Here is a 16,511-nt window from a genome sequence, read left to right as displayed (position 1 = left end):
GACGCCGGAAGAATATCGGCTGATGGCTGAGAAACCGGAAATCTCAAAAAGTGTGTGGAACTAAAGCTGGGATACTTACATGGCGACGTAATCCTCAAAAGCAGGTGCTGGTGCATTCTGATCAGGGCAGTCAGTACACAAGGCAGTCGTTCCTGAAATCGCACGGACTGGAGGGTAGTATGAGCCGTCGTGGTAACTGTCATGACATCACGGTTGCAGAAAGCTTTTTCTAGCTACTGAAGCGTGAACGGATAAAGAAAAAGATCTACGGATCGCGAGAAGAAGCCCGCAGCGATATTTTTGATTACATCGAAATGTTTTATAACAGTAAGCGTCGGCATGGTACAAGCGATCAGATGCCACCAACCGAATACGAAAACCAATATTATCAACGGCTCGGAAGAGCCTAGATTATCCGTGGCGATTCACTGATATAATTTGTCTGCTGAGGAGAAGTAAATTCTTTTCATGCTTATTTAAATTTCAAGCCTGACTGAACGGGTTGGCACAACACTCGATTGATAAGGTTATCTGTAGATGTGCTTTCGTACCTGTTTGCCAAAACATGGCGTAGTTTCATCAATCGAGCATTAGCTGTTCCAACCAAAGAACCAAAAGTCGTAGCGCGAACTCTCCCATAAGGATTGCGTTCTCCATCACCAACAACTTTCTCACGGGCAACACCAGCCGCTACCTTTTGCCCAACGACCCAAGCGTTAATAAAAGGTGTTCCTGTTATCAAACCTGATGCTGCAATGTCCTGTACATAGCCATCAGCTTGATTCACTTCTTTTCTTGTGAGCTCAAATCCGCCTTTCTTCAGTTCAATTACCAAAACATGTTGCATTTGAACGAGAGACACATCTACTGGATCAAATGACTCGATACCAGTCATTTGCCACGTTGTTTTTTCAGGCAAAACGACAATATCAGGACGATTGCGTTCGTTTATAAATTGAGCATCAGGGCTTTTGAAGAGCTCGCGTGCTACGGATTGTAATGTCATATTCGAGCAATATTCTTGCGATTCGAATTCAGGACCAAACAACCAACGAGAACGCAAAATCAACGGATGTAGGGTGTGTAACTCATCCGTTTCAGGATCATCAGCCAAACGCTGAATTGTTTCTACCACGCTGAGTCGACTGTCAATTTCATCAAGGACCCGCAAGGCGTCCTTGACTGTCCATTCAGCCAGTAACCGATCTAAACCCTCTATATCGTCGTGCTGCAAAGTAGCAAGCTTTTCCAGTAATGCGGCTCCACTCTTGGTCTTTTCAAGATGAATAAGCGCCTTAACTGCTGTGGCAAGAAATTCAGGGGAGACAGTCGGATGTTCTTGGGCAACCGCTGTAGTGAATTCAGCCACACCCAAGCGGGCCCCCTGACCCAAGGTTGCTAACTCTGAGCGGTTTTGCATCAGAGCATCCTCTGATGTAATTTCAGTAAATTCCACAGCAAGCCTTTGTGCAACATCACGAATGTGCTCAGCTGTAGCCTGATATAATTCATTTACAGAATCAGTGGGACAAAAAGCGGTCCAGTCTTGTTCAACATCAGATTCGAAACCTTCTGTATCAACGATAACCTTGTAACGCCGGGCAAAGCGTGTACGTCCGTCGAAATTGGCTATCTGTCCAACTGCCCATGACGGAGTCCCAACTAATCTGTGCTGTACCCAAAATGCAATTCCTTGGTGCAAAGAAGAATGATTCAGACGAGTTGAGTCGATGACAATCACTTTGGCATGACGTCCTGCACTGAGGCACAAGGTCTCTTCACTTATTCGCCCATCAATCTCAGTAAAGGGTCGTAACTTGCCATTAACACGCACCTCGAATTCAGGATCGTGGATGAAGCGGGCGGATAATACAGTGAGTATTTCATCGGCATCTGGCAGTTTGCGTGTTACCTGCACCTGCAATCGTGTACCGGAGCCTATGTGTTTCTCCTCAGTCTCACTACGACACACGAAAGGACTAGAACCAGCTCCGGTGCCAACAACGAAGGTTGCCAAAATGCCATCGCGCCAGGTTTTCACTTCGTATTCGTCAGCAAAACAAAGCAAGCCATGGCGACCAATGCCATTGCGACCGTAAGCCTTTCGCGGGCGGGCAGTTCGTCCGGTAGGGAACTCTACATTGAAACCTTGATACTTCTCGCGGGTGTAGCGCAAAGTCATCCAGCGCTTTTTAAATTGCTCCGGGGTCATACCATGACCATCGTCTGTCACAGTCAATATTCCACCTATTTCGGTAGGTAAAACCAAGTCTACTCGTGACGCTCCGGCATCCCAGGCGTTAGCAACTAACTCTGTTAAAGCGACCTGTGGAACATGTGCTACCTGCCCAAGTTCCCGTAGCAGGTAATCGTCCTCAAAAAGCGAGTTCTGTAGTGGTTGCTCAGACATGGGCGGCCTCACATAAACGATTCGGTGACCAAATTAATTCTACTAATCCCGCAATCAGTTTCCGGCGTACCTGTTGTTCCGCTTTATCGAATACCTCAGCGAATTTGAAAGGCAGCTCATATTTGGTAGAAAACTGCTGAAACTGTGGCTGATGTTCGTAAACACTGGAGTCCAAACTTGCGGCAAAGAAGTTCTGTTTGGCATAGTGCACCCGCTTCAGGGGAAACGGTTTGTCCTGTAGGCTCCGGTTAACATCTGCTGGTAAGAGTAAAAGTGACGCAACATGATTGCGCCAATCTTGAAATTCCTGCTCAGTACTGAACTGATCTTTCACGATTTCGTAATCATCAGCCCAGATATGTTCGATGTCGAATGTATTCTTGAGAGTACGGTCCACCAATCGATCAAATGTCTCAGTACGCCCTGCCCCGATCTCAGTTGCTTCTGTCAGTCGTGCTAGCAAATGGTAGATATAACGACGACTGAATTGATTGAGCCCTAAACCATCAATACCCGTTCGTCCTTTTACTGCGTAGCCGGAGAACGTAACATCATCATCTGCCAGCTTATTCTGGAGGATAGCTACCAACTCCGATAGCGGTTTACGCCTGATATCCCGGCACAATAACCACATAGCGTAAGACACACTAGAGTATCCAACCCGGACATAATTCACTACTCGACGCATCAACCAGATGTCCAAATAAGTAGCTGTGACCGCCAGTTTGCGGTCCATGGTCTCGTCGTCGTCAGTTTCTATCAACGATGCCAGGAGCACCGTATTCTGCCAAGTAAAATCATTGTGAGCGTTGTAGTAGACCGCTCGTAGCTTCGGTGTGTAATGCTTGCTGCAGTGTAGGATACGCCGGTACGCTTTGGCAAAAAATGGAAAGCTTACAGCCATCATGTTCTGATTTTCCTGAGCTTTACCCAAACCCAGGCGAGAGTTGTTTTCTCGCACCCAGCGGTGAAAGACTGAACCGATCAACTCCCAATCTTTATCGACCGATCCCGCCTTACGCTCACGGATACTTTCTGCGTACTGTGCCCGTAACCACGCCTTAATACAGTTGGCATCTCGCTCCGGTTCATGCTCCCCTCCCCAGGAGATCAATTCCAGGACTTGCTGTTTCCAGATTTGATTGGCCTGTAGTCGTACATCTTGTTCTTCAATCGGTGCCAATAAATATGCCTTCAACATATCTACCGGACTAAGCGGCTTACCCCGATCATTCATCGTTTCAAAAATGGCGTAAGCATAACTGTCGTTATCAGTGGCAATCTCTATCAAACCTACCCGTGTCAATAACCAGTAGATGAAATGCGGCAATGCATTTCCGATCTCTGCCATCAAGTCGTTTGCTTCAATATCGCTATAACGGGCGTACATGGTTTGTATTGATTCATCCTTACCATCCGGATTGAACGCTTCCCCTTTGAATAGGGCATTGATAACAGGAAGCCGCTCAGAGATATCGAGGTTGAACTTGGGGTTACCGAGATTGTCGCTGAAAATAAGTGGGGCTAAGGTTTGGGCTACTGGCAGCCTCTGTTCCTCGGCAGATCGGTACAGACAAATCAGCAACAACGTCAAAGAGGTGACTCGCTGCTGGCCATCGATCAAGTAATTTTTGTTGTTGCGTTTGCTGACAATAATAGAACCAAGAAAATACTCTCCATAGTTACTAATAGCGCTGGTTTCATCACCCTGCTTGTAGTAATTAAAGAATTTTCCCTGAAGATCAGACAGCAACTCGTCAATGTTCTCCTTCTCCCACTTGTACTCACGCTGATATTCATCGATAGAAAAGGATTGGCTTTGCAGCAACTGTTGTACGTTACGGTAGTGGGGGGTGATTGTGCTCATATTAGACGAAGCCATACTAATGATTAATAGCTGTATTATGCCTTGCTTGCAGAGAAGTGTCTTTGACCCTTGTTCAAAATCAGAGCGTTGCAAAATCCATAGTGGCAGAGCTGAATCAAGAGCCTACAAATGCCAAAACTAGCAAAAAAATAAGGCATGCCACAGGGGCGCGCCTTATAAAAATCCATTTTTATCAGCCTATATTCAACTTAGCAAAATCAAACGGACTCACTCCCTTCTCCCGATTCGCATCCAGATAATCTGCCCACCACTGCAGCATCAATCTACGCTCCCCCAAGTGCTCGGCCTTATGAATGTAAGCCGCACGCACAGAACTGCGTTCTTGGTGACTCATCTGCCGCTCTACCGCATCTCTTGACCACAATCCCGACTCAATCAATGAACTACAAGCCATGGTTCTGAAACCGTGGCCACAGACTTCAACCTTCGTGTCATATCCCATAACGCGTAGAGCCTTGTTCACCGTGTTCTCACTCATGGGCTTACGTGGGTCGTGATCACCGATAAAAATCAGCTCACGATTTCCACTCATGCTTTTGATCTTTTGCAGAATAGCGAGAGCCTGACGGGATAAGGGGACAAGATGAGGAGTACGCATTTTTGAACCTCGGTGCGAATGCTTAACACCTTCCAGTGGTTCACGTTCTCCAGGGATGGTCCACATGGCAGTTTCAAAATCTACTTCTGACCAACGGGCAAAACGTAATTCACTGGAACGGATGAAGACCAATAAAGTCAATTCTACCGCTAGCCGAGTGAGTGGCCTGCCACTGTAGTAGTCGATGCGATGAAGCAACTCTGAAACGCGGTTTAACTCAAGTGCAGCACGGTGCTTTCTTTTAGCAGTAGCAACAGCGCCCGCCATCTCCTGCGCGGGGTTGTAATCAATTAAACCGCTTTGTACTGCATAGCGCATTATCGCTGTAGTTCGTTGTTGCAGGCGGGAAGCCACCTCAAGACGCCCAGACATCTCTACGGCTTTAATGGGAGGTAAAAGATCACGGGTTCCGAGGTCTGCGATATTCCGTTTGCCTATGGCTTGAAAGAGATTGTCCTCTAAGCTTTTGAGCACTCGAGCACTGTGAGCTTCTGACCATTGACGATTACTGGCATGCCACTCTCTGGCTACCACTTCAAACGTTATCGCTTCTTGCTCCTGCTCTACCTTAACGGCTTTCTTGCTCTCACTTGGGTCCACACCGTTAGCTAACAGCTTACGAGCTTCGTCACGCCGTGCCTTGGCATCAGCCAACGATATTTCAGGGTACTTCCCCAGCGCCAGCATCTTCTCTTTGCCACCAAAGCGATAGCGTAGCCGCCAGTATTTAGAACCGTTAGGGTGAACCAGCAATACCATTCTTTCGCCATCTGTAAGCTTATAAGCTTTTGCTTCAGGCTTGGCTGCACGAACCCTTCACCTCACTCAGAGCCATATTGAGTATCCTTTCAAGGGTTCTGCGTGGGGACAAACATTATCGAACCGGGATATACCCGCAGATGTACCCACATCAGTAAGTTGATGTAGATTGAATCAGGTTGACTTGTGTTGACGGAAAAAGTAGTGAAGCTTTGCGGGGACTGGATTTTAGGCAAAAAAAAAGCCACCTTGCGGTGACTTAGTTTTTCATACTATTTGGTGCCGAAGGCCGGAATCGAACCGGCATGCCTCGCGGCGGTTGATTTTGAATCAACTGCGTCTACCGATTTCGCCACTTCGGCACTGAAGTAGTATGCGGAGAACGAGGTGAATTATACTTACCTGTGATCCGCATGCAACTGTTATTACACTGTCTTTAGTTCAAGTGTTGAAAAAAACGCCGCTATCGACGTTTTAACAGCATATAAACGCTGATCAGCAGGAAAAGCATACTCGGCAACAAAGCACCCAGCACCGGCGGAATCTTGTAAACCAGGCTCAGCGGCCCGAAGATTTGATCCAGCACGTAGAAAATAAAGCCGAAGCAAATACCGGTAACGACTCTTACCCCCATTGGCACACTGCGTAGCGGGCCAAAGATGAACGATAAAGCCATCAACATCATTACCGCTACGGATATAGGCGCAAAAATTTTGCTCCACATATTAAGCTGATAACGGCTGGATTCTTGCCCACTCTGTTGCAGGTACTTGATGTAATTATGTAATCCACTGATAGACAGCGAATCCGGGCTCATGGCAACCACACCCAGCTTATCTGGCGTCAGGTTGGTTCTCCATTCCCCTGTCAGCGTTTGAGCGCCGGTGATTTGTTTCGGGTCGCTCAGATTGGATTCATCCACCTGCGACAACTTCCAGATATTATCTTCAAAAGTCGCCGTTGCGGCATAGCGCACGGATTGCAGGCGATCGGCATCATCAAAATGATAGATATTCACACCGGCCAACTCTTTTTCACCCGCAACGCGCTGAATATAAATAAAGTCCGATCCGTCTTTGGCCCATAGCCCGGTTTTAGTCGAGAGCAATGATCCACCAAACATCATCTGCGCCCGATAGTTACGCGCCATTTGTTCACCCTGCGGTGCAACCCACTCACCCATTGCCATGGTCAACAATACCAGCGGAATCGCGGTTTTCATCACCGCAGCGGCAATTTGCATACGGGTAAAGCCGGAAGCCTGCATAACCACCAGTTCACTGCGCGTCGCCAAAGCTCCCAGACCGAGCAAAGCACCAAGCAACGCCGCCATCGGGAAGAAGATTTCAATATCTTTAGGCACGCTGAGCAAGGTATACATCCCCGCCGCCGCCGCCGAATACTCACCCTGCCCGACTTTTCGCAGCTGATCGACAAACTTGATGATGCCCGATAGCGACACCAGCATAAATAGCGTCATCAGGATAGTGTTGAGGATGGTTCGTCCGATATAACGGTCTAATACGCCAAACATCAGGCAGCCCCTCTCAAACGTGCTCGTAATTTACGAGCTGGCAAGCTATCCCACACATTAAGGATCAGCGCGAGCGCCAGATAAGCGAAGTTCACTGCCCATAACCAAATCAACGGGTCCAGTTTTCCTTTACCCGCATTGGAGCGCAGAGAGCTTTGCAGCAGGAAGAAGATCAGGTACAGCAACATAGCCGGCAGCATACTGAGCACTCGGCCCTGCCGAGGATTCACCACGCTAAGCGGAACAACCAGCAATGCCATGATAACCACGGAAACAATCAGCGTTAGCCGCCAGTGAAACTCGGCGCGCGCGTCAGGATCGGTGGAATGCCACAAGGCGCTCATCGACATCTGTTCTGCGATATTATTGTTCTGCTGAACCGTTTGATGACCAATGACCGCCTGATAATCATTAAAGTCAGTAATCCGGAAATCACGCAGCAGCGCGGTACCTTCGTAGCGAGTCCCTTTATTCAGCAATACCATCTGCGAGCCGTTAGGGCGCTCCATCATATGGCCACTGTCGGCCACCACTACGGATGGACGCTGATTACCAGTTGGGCGAAGCTGGGCAAGGAACACTCGCTGGAATTCTTTACCGCTAACGCTGCTGACGAACAGCACCGCGTTACCATCCTGCGAGGATTGGAACTGGCCTTCCACCAGCGCAGCCAGGCTTGGGTTTGCCCGTGCATCATTCAAGACTTCATCCTGATGCTTAGACGACCACGGCCCGAGCCAAATGGAGTTAACCGCAGCCAGACCACAAGTTAGCATCGATAAGATTAATGCGGCGGCAATCAAAGATCTTTTGCCTAACCCACAGGCGTGCATAACGGTGATTTCGCTGTCCGTATACAGTTTGCCGTAGGTCATCAACAGACCGAGGAATAGGCTCAACGGCAGAATAAGCTGCGCCATTTCCGGCACGCCGAGTCCGAGGAGGGATAAAACCAAATTTGTCGGAATCTCACCGTCAACTGCGGCACCTAATACCCGTACTAACTTCTGACTGAAGAAGATCAATAGCAGGATGAATAGAATCGCAATTTGACTCTTGAGTGTTTCCCGTACCAGATATCTAATGATGATCACGCTAATACGCCTGTGAAAACTTGTCTTTTTGCAGGAAAATCGATAGTTTCATCGCTAATCCGCCATTTATTCTCATCATATGGCAACCTTCACAGCTAAAATAGTATTACAACATCTAGCGTTTAGGTGTCCTATAGGAACATGCTTATAGTCGCCAAAACAAAACAACTTATGCCGTTCAGGTTAACACACGTCGTTAACACAACGGAGAGAGATCGTTGCGGAGCGCTACATTCTAGCGGTAGCTCCCGCCTTTGTCTTTAAGATTCAGGAGAGTGCATGGAGTTCAGTGTAAAGAGCGGCAGCCCGGAAAAACAGCGCAGTGCCTGTATTGTAGTCGGCGTTTTTGAACCTCGCCGTCTATCCCCGATCGCCGAACAACTCGACAAAATTAGTGATGGCTACATCAGCGCTTTGTTGCGCCGCGGTGAGCTTGAAGGCAAAGTGGGTCAGACATTACTGCTGCACCATGTGCCTAATATTCTCTCCGAGCGGATCCTGCTAATTGGCTGTGGTAAAGAGCGTGAGCTCGATGAACGCCAATATAAGCAAGTGATTCAAAACACCATCAATACCCTTAACGATACCGGTTCGATGGAAGCCGTTTGCTTCCTGACGGAACTGCACGTCAAAGGCCGTAATACCTACTGGAAAGTGCGTCAGGCGGTAGAAACGGCAAAAGAAACCCTTTATACCTTCGATCAGCTCAAAAGCAATAAAGTCGAGCCGCGCCGTCCGCTGCGTAAAATGGTATTCAACGTGCCAACCCGCCGCGAGCTGACCAGCGGTGAGCGCGCAATTCAGCACGGTTTGGCAGTGGCTTCCGGTATCAAAGCGGCAAAAGACCTCGGCAATATGCCGCCGAATATCTGTAACGCCGCTTATCTGGCTTCTCAGGCCCGTCAGTTAGCCGATGCGTTCAGCACTAACATCATCACCCGCGTTATCGGTGAGCAACAGATGAAAGAGCTGGGCATGCATTCCTATCTGGCCGTGGGGCAAGGTTCTAAGAACGAATCTCTGATGTCGGTCATTGAATATAAAGGTAATCCGAATGCTGACGCTAAGCCAATTGTGCTGGTTGGCAAAGGGTTGACCTTCGATTCCGGCGGTATTTCTATCAAACCGGCCGAAGGCATGGACGAAATGAAATACGACATGTGCGGCGCAGCCACCGTGTATGGCGTGATGCGCGTAGTGGCAGAGCTACAATTGCCGCTGAACGTTATCGGCGTGCTGGCGGGCTGTGAAAACATGCCAGGCGGGCAGGCTTATCGTCCAGGGGACGTGTTAACGACTATGTCCGGCCAGACGGTAGAAGTGCTGAATACCGATGCGGAAGGTCGTTTAGTGCTGTGTGATACTCTGACCTACGTTGAACGCTTCGAACCCGAGTTAGTGATTGATATCGCCACTCTGACCGGCGCATGCGTGGTGGCTTTGGGTCACCACATTACCGGTTTGATGTCGAACCACAATCCATTAGCTCACGAGCTGATTGGCGCCTCAGAACAAGCCGGTGACCGCGCGTGGCGCTTGCCGCTGAGCGATGAGTACTACGAGCAGCTGGACTCCAACTTTGCCGATATGGCGAACATTGGCGGACGCGCTGGCGGTGCCATCACTGCGGGCTGTTTCCTGTCACGCTTTACTCGTAAATATACCTGGGCTCACCTGGATATTGCCGGTACCGCATGGCGTTCAGGAAAAAACAAAGGCGCTACCGGTCGTCCGGTTGCCATGTTGTCGCAGTTCCTGTTGAATCGTGCAGGTCTGAACGGCGACGATTAATCGTTTGATATCTACCCGAACTCATTGAAGTGACAGAGAATCCCCCTGTCACTTCAGATACAAGGGTATACACCGAGTTATCTTAAGGGCACACTTCGTGCCCTTAACGTCGTAGAGAGCCTATGAAAAACGCAACCTTCTATCTTCTCGATCACGATCAACCTTCCGGCGAGCTGCGAGCCCATGAGGCGCTGGCATGCGATCTGGCGGCTGAACGCTGGCGGGTAGGCAAACGGGTGCTGATCGCATGTGAAAGTCAGGAACAGGCTCAACGTCTTGACGAAGCCCTGTGGCAACGCGCGCCGGAGCAGTTTGTCCCGCATAATTTAGCGGGCGAAGGGCCAAAGTACGGCGCACCGGTGGAACTGGCCTGGCCGGAAAGACGTGGAAATTCACCGCGCGACCTGCTGATTAGCCTGCTACCGGAGTTCGCAGGTTTTGCCACCGCTTTCCATGAAGTGATAGACTTCGTTCCTTACGAAGAAACTTTGAAACAGTTGGCGCGCGACCGATATAAGTCATATCGCAGCGTCGGCTTCCATTTGACCACGGCAACGCCGCCAACTCACTGAACAAATAAATAAAATGGAAAAAACAAACAACTCCCTCGACAAGACGTACAGTCCGCACGAGATTGAGCAACCGCTCTACGAACACTGGGAAAAGCAGGGTTACTTTAAGCCGAACGGCGATACCAGCAAAGAAAGCTACTGCATCATGATCCCGCCGCCGAACGTAACCGGCAGCCTGCATATGGGTCATGCTTTCCAGCAAACCATTATGGATACGCTGATCCGCTACCAGCGCATGCAGGGGAAAAACACCCTGTGGCAGGCCGGTACTGACCACGCAGGTATCGCGACCCAGATGGTCGTAGAACGCAAAATTGCCGCTGAAGAAGGTAAAACTCGCCACGATTACGGTCGCGACGCCTTCATTGACAAAATCTGGCAGTGGAAAGGCGAATCAGGCGGCACCATCACTCGTCAGATGCGCCGTTTGGGTAACTCCGTGGATTGGGAGCGCGAGCGCTTCACCATGGACGATGGCCTGTCCAACGCGGTCAAAGAAGTGTTTGTCCGTCTGCACAAAGAAGATCTGATCTACCGTGGCAAACGCCTAGTGAACTGGGATCCCAAGCTGCGCACCGCGATCTCCGATCTGGAAGTAGAAAACCGCGAATCCAAAGGTTCCATGTGGCACCTGCGCTACCCGCTGGCCGACGGCGCGAAAACCGCAGAAGGCAAAGATTACCTCGTTGTTGCTACGACCCGTCCGGAAACTATGTTTGGTGATACCGGCATCGCCGTTAACCCAGAAGATCCACGCTACAAAGATCTGATCGGTAAAGAAGTGATCCTGCCGCTGGTAGGCCGTCGCATTCCGATCCTCGGCGATGAACACGCCGATATGGAAAAAGGCACCGGCTGTGTGAAAATCACCCCAGCTCATGACTTTAACGACTATGAAGTCGGTAAACGTCACGCCCTGCCGATGATCAATATTCTGACTTTCGACGGTGATATCCGTAGCGAAGCCGAAGTATTCGACACCAACGGTGAAGCCAGCGACGTATACAGCGGTGCGATTCCAGAACAGTTCCAAGGCATGGAGCGCTTTGCCGCTCGTAAAGCCGTCGTTGCCGAATTCGACAAATTGGGCCTGCTGGAAGAAATCAAACCTCACGATCTGACCGTTCCTTACGGCGACCGTGGCGGCGTGGTTATCGAGCCAATGCTGACTGACCAATGGTATGTCCGTACTGCTCCGCTGGCGAAAGTCGCAATTGAAGCGGTTGAAAACGGCGATATCCAGTTCGTACCTAAACAGTATGAAAACATGTACTACTCTTGGATGCGTGACATTCAGGACTGGTGTATTTCCCGTCAGCTGTGGTGGGGTCACCGCATTCCAGCTTGGTACGACGACGCTGGCAAAGTGTACGTAGGTCGGGATGAAGAGGAAGTACGGCGCGAGAATAATCTGGGGGCAGATGTTGCTCTGCGTCAGGACGAAGACGTACTGGATACCTGGTTCTCCTCCGGTCTGTGGACCTTCTCTACTCTGGGTTGGCCAGAGCAGACCGATGCGCTGAAAACCTTCCATCCGACCAGCGTTATCGTTAGTGGCTTCGACATTATTTTCTTCTGGATTGCCCGCATGATCATGCTGACCATGCACTTTATGAAAGATGAAAACGGCAAGCCACAGGTACCGTTCAAAACCGTCTACATGACAGGTTTGATCCGCGATGACGAAGGGCAGAAAATGTCCAAGTCCAAAGGTAACGTTATCGATCCATTGGATATGGTTGACGGTATCTCGCTGGAAGAATTACTGGAAAAACGCACCGGTAATATGATGCAGCCGCAGTTGGCTGAAAAAATTCGCAAGCGCACCGAAAAACAATTCCCGAACGGCATTGAGCCGCACGGTACCGACGCCCTGCGTTTCACCCTAGCGGCGCTGGCCTCAACCGGCCGCGATATTAACTGGGATATGAAACGTCTGGAAGGCTATCGTAACTTCTGTAACAAGCTATGGAACGCTAGCCGCTTCGTGTTGATGAACACCGAAGATCAGGATTGCGGCCAAAACGGCGGTGAAATGGTGCTGTCACTGGCTGACCGCTGGATTCTGGCTGAATTCAATCAGACGGTGAAAGCCTACCGTGAAGCGATGGATACTTATCGTTTCGATTTGGCTGCAGGTATTCTGTATGAATTCACTTGGAACCAATTCTGCGACTGGTATCTGGAACTGACCAAGCCGGTAATGAGCAACGGCTCTGAGGCGGAGCTGCGCGGCACACGTAACACGCTCATTAATGTGCTGGAAGCTCTGCTGCGTCTGGCGCATCCAATCATTCCTTACATCACAGAAACCATCTGGCAGCGCGTGAAAACGCTGAAGGGTATTACCGCAGACACTATTATGCTGCAGCCTTTCCCAGAATATGACGCCAGCCAGGTTGATGAAAAAGCTCTGAGCGATTTGGAATGGATCAAACAGACCATTATTGCGGTGCGTAATATTCGTGCAGAAATGAACATTTCTCCGGGTAAACCATTGGAAGTGTTGCTACGCGGCGCCAGCGCTGAAGCTCAGCGTCGAGTGCTGGAAAACCAGAGCTTTATCCAGTCGTTGGCGCGTCTTTCCTCTATCACCCTGTTACCTGAAGGGGATAAAGGGCCATTGTCCGTGACTAAGCTGGTTGAAGGCGCAGAAGTGCTGATTCCAATGGCTGGCCTGATCGACAAAGCCACCGAACTGGACCGTCTGGCAAAAGAAGTGGCCAAGCTTGATGTTGAAATCGAGCGTATCGAAAGCAAACTGGGTAACGAAGGTTTTGTGGCTCGTGCGCCAGAAGCCGTTGTTGCTAAAGAGCGTGAGAGACTGGCTGCCTGTGCCGAAGCGAAAGTGAAACTGATTGAGCAGCAAGCCACTATCGCGGCGCTGTAAATTAGTCAGAGCTTCACCCAGCTTGAACTATGGGATATTTATATCCCAAAAATCTGAAGCCGCAGCTCATCCCTGCGGCTTTAGTTTTATAGTGAAAGCAGCGCATACTTCTATGCCATTCGTTATAAATCTCTATACCCGAGTGATTGGGTTGCAGGTAGGCGGCCAGTGAACGAATCCCGGTGAGCTTACATCAGTAAGTGATTCGGGTGAGGGAACGCAGCCAACACCCCAGCAGCCCAAGATATATAACGTCTATACCCGAGTGATTGGGGTTGCAGGTAGGCGGCCAGTGAACGAATCCCGGTGAGCTTACATCAGTAAGTGATTCGGGTGAGGGAACGCAGCCAACACCCCTGCAGCCCAAGATATATAACGTCTATACCCGAGTGATTGGGGTTGCAGGTAGGCGGCCAGCGAACGAATCCCGGTGAGCTTACATCAGTAAGTGATTCGGGTGAGGGAACGCAGCCAACACCCCTGCAGCGCCAAGTACGAAGGGCATAGTTGCATTACTGCGGTATTCGATGGTATTACAGAGCACTACAGACTCGCTGGTCAGTACACACTGCTGGGCACCTGTCCTCAGAGCACGCCTTTCCACCTATTTTTGCTGAGTAACCATGCCATGACCACAGCAACTCCCTTGCGCCTTCTGGTTCGTCCTATCGTGGCAGAAGACAACCTTGCCATTGCCAACGTTATCCGCGATGTTTCTGCCGAATTCGGACTGACGGCGGATAAAGGTTATACCGTCTCCGATCCAAATCTGGAGCATTTGCATGAGCTTTATAGCCAGCCACGTAGCGCTTATTGGGTTATTGAGGTCGATGGTTGTATTGCCGGTGGCGGTGGCGTAGCGCCTTTGTCATGTGGCGAAGCCGACGTCTGCGAATTGCAGAAAATGTATTTCTTGCCAGTTCTGCGTGGGAAAGGTCTGGCGAAACAACTGGCATTACAGGCGCTGGAATTTGCTCGTCAGCATGATTTTAGCCGCTGTTATCTGGAAACAACCGCCAGCCTGACCAGCGCCGTCGCCTTATATGAAAAATTAGGCTTCGAACACATCGACGGGCCAATGGGTGCGACTGGTCATGTGGATTGCGAAGTGACTATGTTGAAAGTGTTGTAGTCTTTCCATTTAATGTTATTAAGTCACTTATCAATAGAATAAAAAAACCCGCGTAATCATCAGCGCGGGCTTATTAAATAAAACTCAACACGGCAGATTAATGACGTTTACCGTCGTCATCTTCATCAATCAGTTCTTCGTCATCGTACTCGCCGTCTTCGTCATCTTCACCGTTCGGATCTTCATAATAAGTTCCCCAACCGTCGTAGTTCACGCCACAGCTTTCGGCCAATGCAACCAACTGTTCCACCTGAGAATCAATCAGTTCGGCGTTTAAAGCCACTTCACTGATCACATCACAGCACATCACAACGGAGCCATCTTCAACTTCCAGCTCTTCTGCATCAGTCACTTCATAACCCAGTTTGAAAGCTTCAACCGCCGCTTTCTCCAGCACTTCAAACTTTTCAGAAGAAAGATGGTGTTCAATGGTGTACAGCGCGTCAGGATCGCTGCCATCTTCCAGTAATTCTTCGATGATCAGGCGGGTCTCGTCACGTTGCTCATCCAGTTTTTCGCGGTTTGCCATGCCTTTATCCTCAGTCAATGGGCGTTATATAGCTCTATTTTCCCACACCGCCGCCAATGCCTCCACTATAAACGAGAAAGATTTATCTTTTGTAGTTGCAATTGAATATTTATACGTATAAGTTGAATTTAAATTCAATTAGACTATTCGGAATGCATGGAGATGAGCGCTATGAGTCAGTTCTACAAACGTCACTTTTTGAGGTTACTGGATTTTACCCCCGCAGAGATTACCGCACTGCTTGATTTGGCCGCAGAATTGAAAAAGGCTAAAAAATCAGGCACAGAGAAACAAAAACTGGCAGGTAAGAATATCGCGCTCATCTTCGAAAAAGACTCAACTCGTACCCGATGCTCTTTCGAAGTTGCCGCATATGACCAAGGTGCTCGCGTCACTTACCTCGGGCCTGGCGGCAGCCAGATTGGGCATAAAGAATCAATTAAAGATACAGCTCGAGTGTTAGGCCGTATGTATGACGGTATTCAGTATCGTGGTTTCGGGCAGCGGGTAGTGGAAACACTCGCTGAATTTGCCGGCGTCCCGGTATGGAATGGCTTAACCGACGAGTTCCATCCGACTCAATTGCTCGCTGATTTACTGACTATGCAAGAACATTTGCCAGAAAAGAGTCTGCAAGAAATGACTTTCGCCTATTTGGGGGATGCTCGTAACAATATGGGCAACTCTATGTTAGAAGCCGCGGCATTGGTTGGAATGGATTTACGGCTGGTCGCACCGAAAGCCTGCTGGCCGGATGCGAAACTGGTCGCGGCCTGTCAGGCGCAGGCGCAGAAAACCGGCGGTAAAATCACTCTGACGGAAGATATTGCCGAAGGTGTGAAAGGAGCTGATTTTCTCTATACCGATGTATGGGTGTCTATGGGCGAGCCAAAAGCGGTATGGAACGAGCGAGTTGCGCTGCTCAAACCTTATCAGGTTAATATGAACGTGGTGAAGCTGACCGACAATCCGCAGGTCAAATTCCTGCACTGCCTGCCTGCTTTCCATGATGACCAAACCACATTGGGCAAGCAATTAGCCGAGCAATACAATATGCCAGGTGGTATGGAAGTGACCGAAGAAGTGTTCGAATCTGCACACAGTATTGTGTTTGATCAGGCGGAAAACCGGTTACATACGATTAAAGCCGTGATGGTAGCAACGCTCTCCGCTGACTAATTATTTACGCTAGTCAGCATCATCCGCCAGGGACGGCGGATTGTTAAAACCCGCGCATAAGGTGCTTTAATGGGATTGAAGTGGCTACGGCTCAATCCACCACTGAAATAAACTGCCCCCTATCAAACACCCAGC

Annotated in this window: 10 protein-coding genes, 1 tRNA gene and 2 pseudogenes; 6 read left to right on the top strand and 7 right to left on the bottom strand. The window is 49.5% G+C overall.

Annotated features, from left to right (window positions below):
* Window positions 1–80: 80 nt before the first annotated feature.
* Window positions 81–410: pseudogene (locus AD970_RS18925) on the top strand (IS3 family transposase); the annotation flags it as partial.
* A gap of 62 nt (window positions 411–472) precedes the next feature.
* Here the strand turns inward: AD970_RS18925 and AD970_RS18920 are convergent.
* From AD970_RS18920 to lptF, 6 genes and pseudogenes are all read right to left on the bottom strand, one after another.
* Window positions 473–2,410, bottom strand: coding sequence for an ATP-binding protein (locus AD970_RS18920; protein ID WP_072080644.1), 1,938 nt, complete (start codon window positions 2,408–2,410; stop codon window positions 473–475).
* Window positions 2,403–4,313, bottom strand: coding sequence for a DUF262 domain-containing protein (locus AD970_RS12700; protein WP_049599578.1), 1,911 nt, complete (start codon window positions 4,311–4,313; stop codon window positions 2,403–2,405). The genes AD970_RS18920 and AD970_RS12700 overlap by 8 nt, the downstream gene beginning before the upstream one ends.
* Window positions 4,314–4,470: 157 nt before the next feature.
* Window positions 4,471–5,731, bottom strand: a pseudogene (locus AD970_RS12695) (tyrosine-type recombinase/integrase).
* Window positions 5,732–5,932: 201 nt separating this feature from the next.
* A tRNA-Leu gene (locus AD970_RS12690) sits at window positions 5,933–6,017 on the bottom strand.
* A gap of 101 nt (window positions 6,018–6,118) precedes the next feature.
* Window positions 6,119–7,189 (bottom strand): LPS export ABC transporter permease LptG, encoded by a 1,071-nt coding sequence (lptG, locus tag AD970_RS12685; protein WP_049599554.1) that lies wholly within the window; start codon window positions 7,187–7,189, stop codon window positions 6,119–6,121.
* Window positions 7,189–8,283, bottom strand: coding sequence for an LPS export ABC transporter permease LptF (lptF, locus tag AD970_RS12680; protein ID WP_049599550.1), 1,095 nt, complete (start codon window positions 8,281–8,283; stop codon window positions 7,189–7,191). The genes lptG and lptF overlap by 1 nt, the downstream gene beginning before the upstream one ends.
* Window positions 8,284–8,562: 279 nt before the next feature.
* On the opposite strand from lptF, the gene pepA reads away from it, so the two are divergent.
* The 4 genes from pepA to AD970_RS12660 all read left to right on the top strand — a co-directional run bounded on the left by pepA (window position 8,563) and on the right by AD970_RS12660 (window position 14,668).
* A complete protein-coding gene (pepA, locus tag AD970_RS12675; RefSeq protein WP_049599547.1) occupies window positions 8,563–10,074 on the top strand; it encodes a leucyl aminopeptidase in 1,512 nt (503 codons plus the stop codon).
* A gap of 122 nt (window positions 10,075–10,196) precedes the next feature.
* Window positions 10,197–10,646 carry a DNA polymerase III subunit chi gene (locus AD970_RS12670; protein ID WP_049599545.1) on the top strand — a complete coding sequence of 150 codons (450 nt, stop codon included), beginning with the start codon at window positions 10,197–10,199 and terminating at the stop codon, window positions 10,644–10,646.
* A gap of 13 nt (window positions 10,647–10,659) precedes the next feature.
* Window positions 10,660–13,536, top strand: coding sequence for a valine--tRNA ligase (locus AD970_RS12665; protein ID WP_049599543.1), 2,877 nt, complete (start codon window positions 10,660–10,662; stop codon window positions 13,534–13,536).
* A gap of 628 nt (window positions 13,537–14,164) precedes the next feature.
* The gene (locus AD970_RS12660; RefSeq protein ID WP_049599540.1) at window positions 14,165–14,668 is read left to right on the top strand and encodes a GNAT family N-acetyltransferase; all 504 of its coding nucleotides are present in this window, start codon (window positions 14,165–14,167) and stop codon (window positions 14,666–14,668) included.
* A 97-nt stretch (window positions 14,669–14,765) separates the two neighbouring features.
* Here the strand turns inward: AD970_RS12660 and rraB are convergent, their stop codons facing one another.
* Entirely contained in the window at window positions 14,766–15,197 is a 432-nt protein-coding gene (gene rraB, locus AD970_RS12655; RefSeq protein WP_049599537.1) for a ribonuclease E inhibitor RraB, read from the bottom strand.
* 171 nt (window positions 15,198–15,368) lie between these two features.
* Between rraB and argF the strand changes: the two genes are divergently transcribed.
* Window positions 15,369–16,376 carry an ornithine carbamoyltransferase gene (argF, locus tag AD970_RS12650; RefSeq protein ID WP_049599534.1) on the top strand — a complete coding sequence of 336 codons (1,008 nt, stop codon included), beginning with the start codon at window positions 15,369–15,371 and terminating at the stop codon, window positions 16,374–16,376.
* Window positions 16,377–16,511 lie beyond the last annotated feature (135 nt).

The sequence above is a fragment of the Yersinia nurmii genome (assembly GCF_001112925.1).
Classification (GTDB): Bacteria; Pseudomonadota; Gammaproteobacteria; order Enterobacterales; family Enterobacteriaceae; genus Yersinia; species Yersinia nurmii.
Note: the sequence above shows the minus strand (reverse complement) of the source record. Positions and strands in the feature narration are given on the sequence as shown.

What these genes read in the sequence shown, in the direction of transcription:
- AD970_RS18920 (WP_072080644.1), bottom strand. Translation starts at nt 2,410, where the DNA reads ATGTCTGAGCAACCACTACAGAACTCGCTTTTTGAGGACGATTACCTG.
- lptG (WP_049599554.1), bottom strand. Translation starts at nt 7,189, where the DNA reads ATGTTTGGCGTATTAGACCGTTATATCGGACGAACCATCCTCAACACT.
- pepA (WP_049599547.1), top strand. Translation starts at nt 8,563, where the DNA reads ATGGAGTTCAGTGTAAAGAGCGGCAGCCCGGAAAAACAGCGCAGTGCC.
- AD970_RS12670 (WP_049599545.1), top strand. Translation starts at nt 10,197, where the DNA reads ATGAAAAACGCAACCTTCTATCTTCTCGATCACGATCAACCTTCCGGC.
- AD970_RS12665 (WP_049599543.1), top strand. Translation starts at nt 10,660, where the DNA reads ATGGAAAAAACAAACAACTCCCTCGACAAGACGTACAGTCCGCACGAG.
- AD970_RS12660 (WP_049599540.1), top strand. Translation starts at nt 14,165, where the DNA reads ATGACCACAGCAACTCCCTTGCGCCTTCTGGTTCGTCCTATCGTGGCA.
- rraB (WP_049599537.1), bottom strand. Translation starts at nt 15,197, where the DNA reads ATGGCAAACCGCGAAAAACTGGATGAGCAACGTGACGAGACCCGCCTG.
- argF (WP_049599534.1), top strand. Translation starts at nt 15,369, where the DNA reads ATGAGTCAGTTCTACAAACGTCACTTTTTGAGGTTACTGGATTTTACC.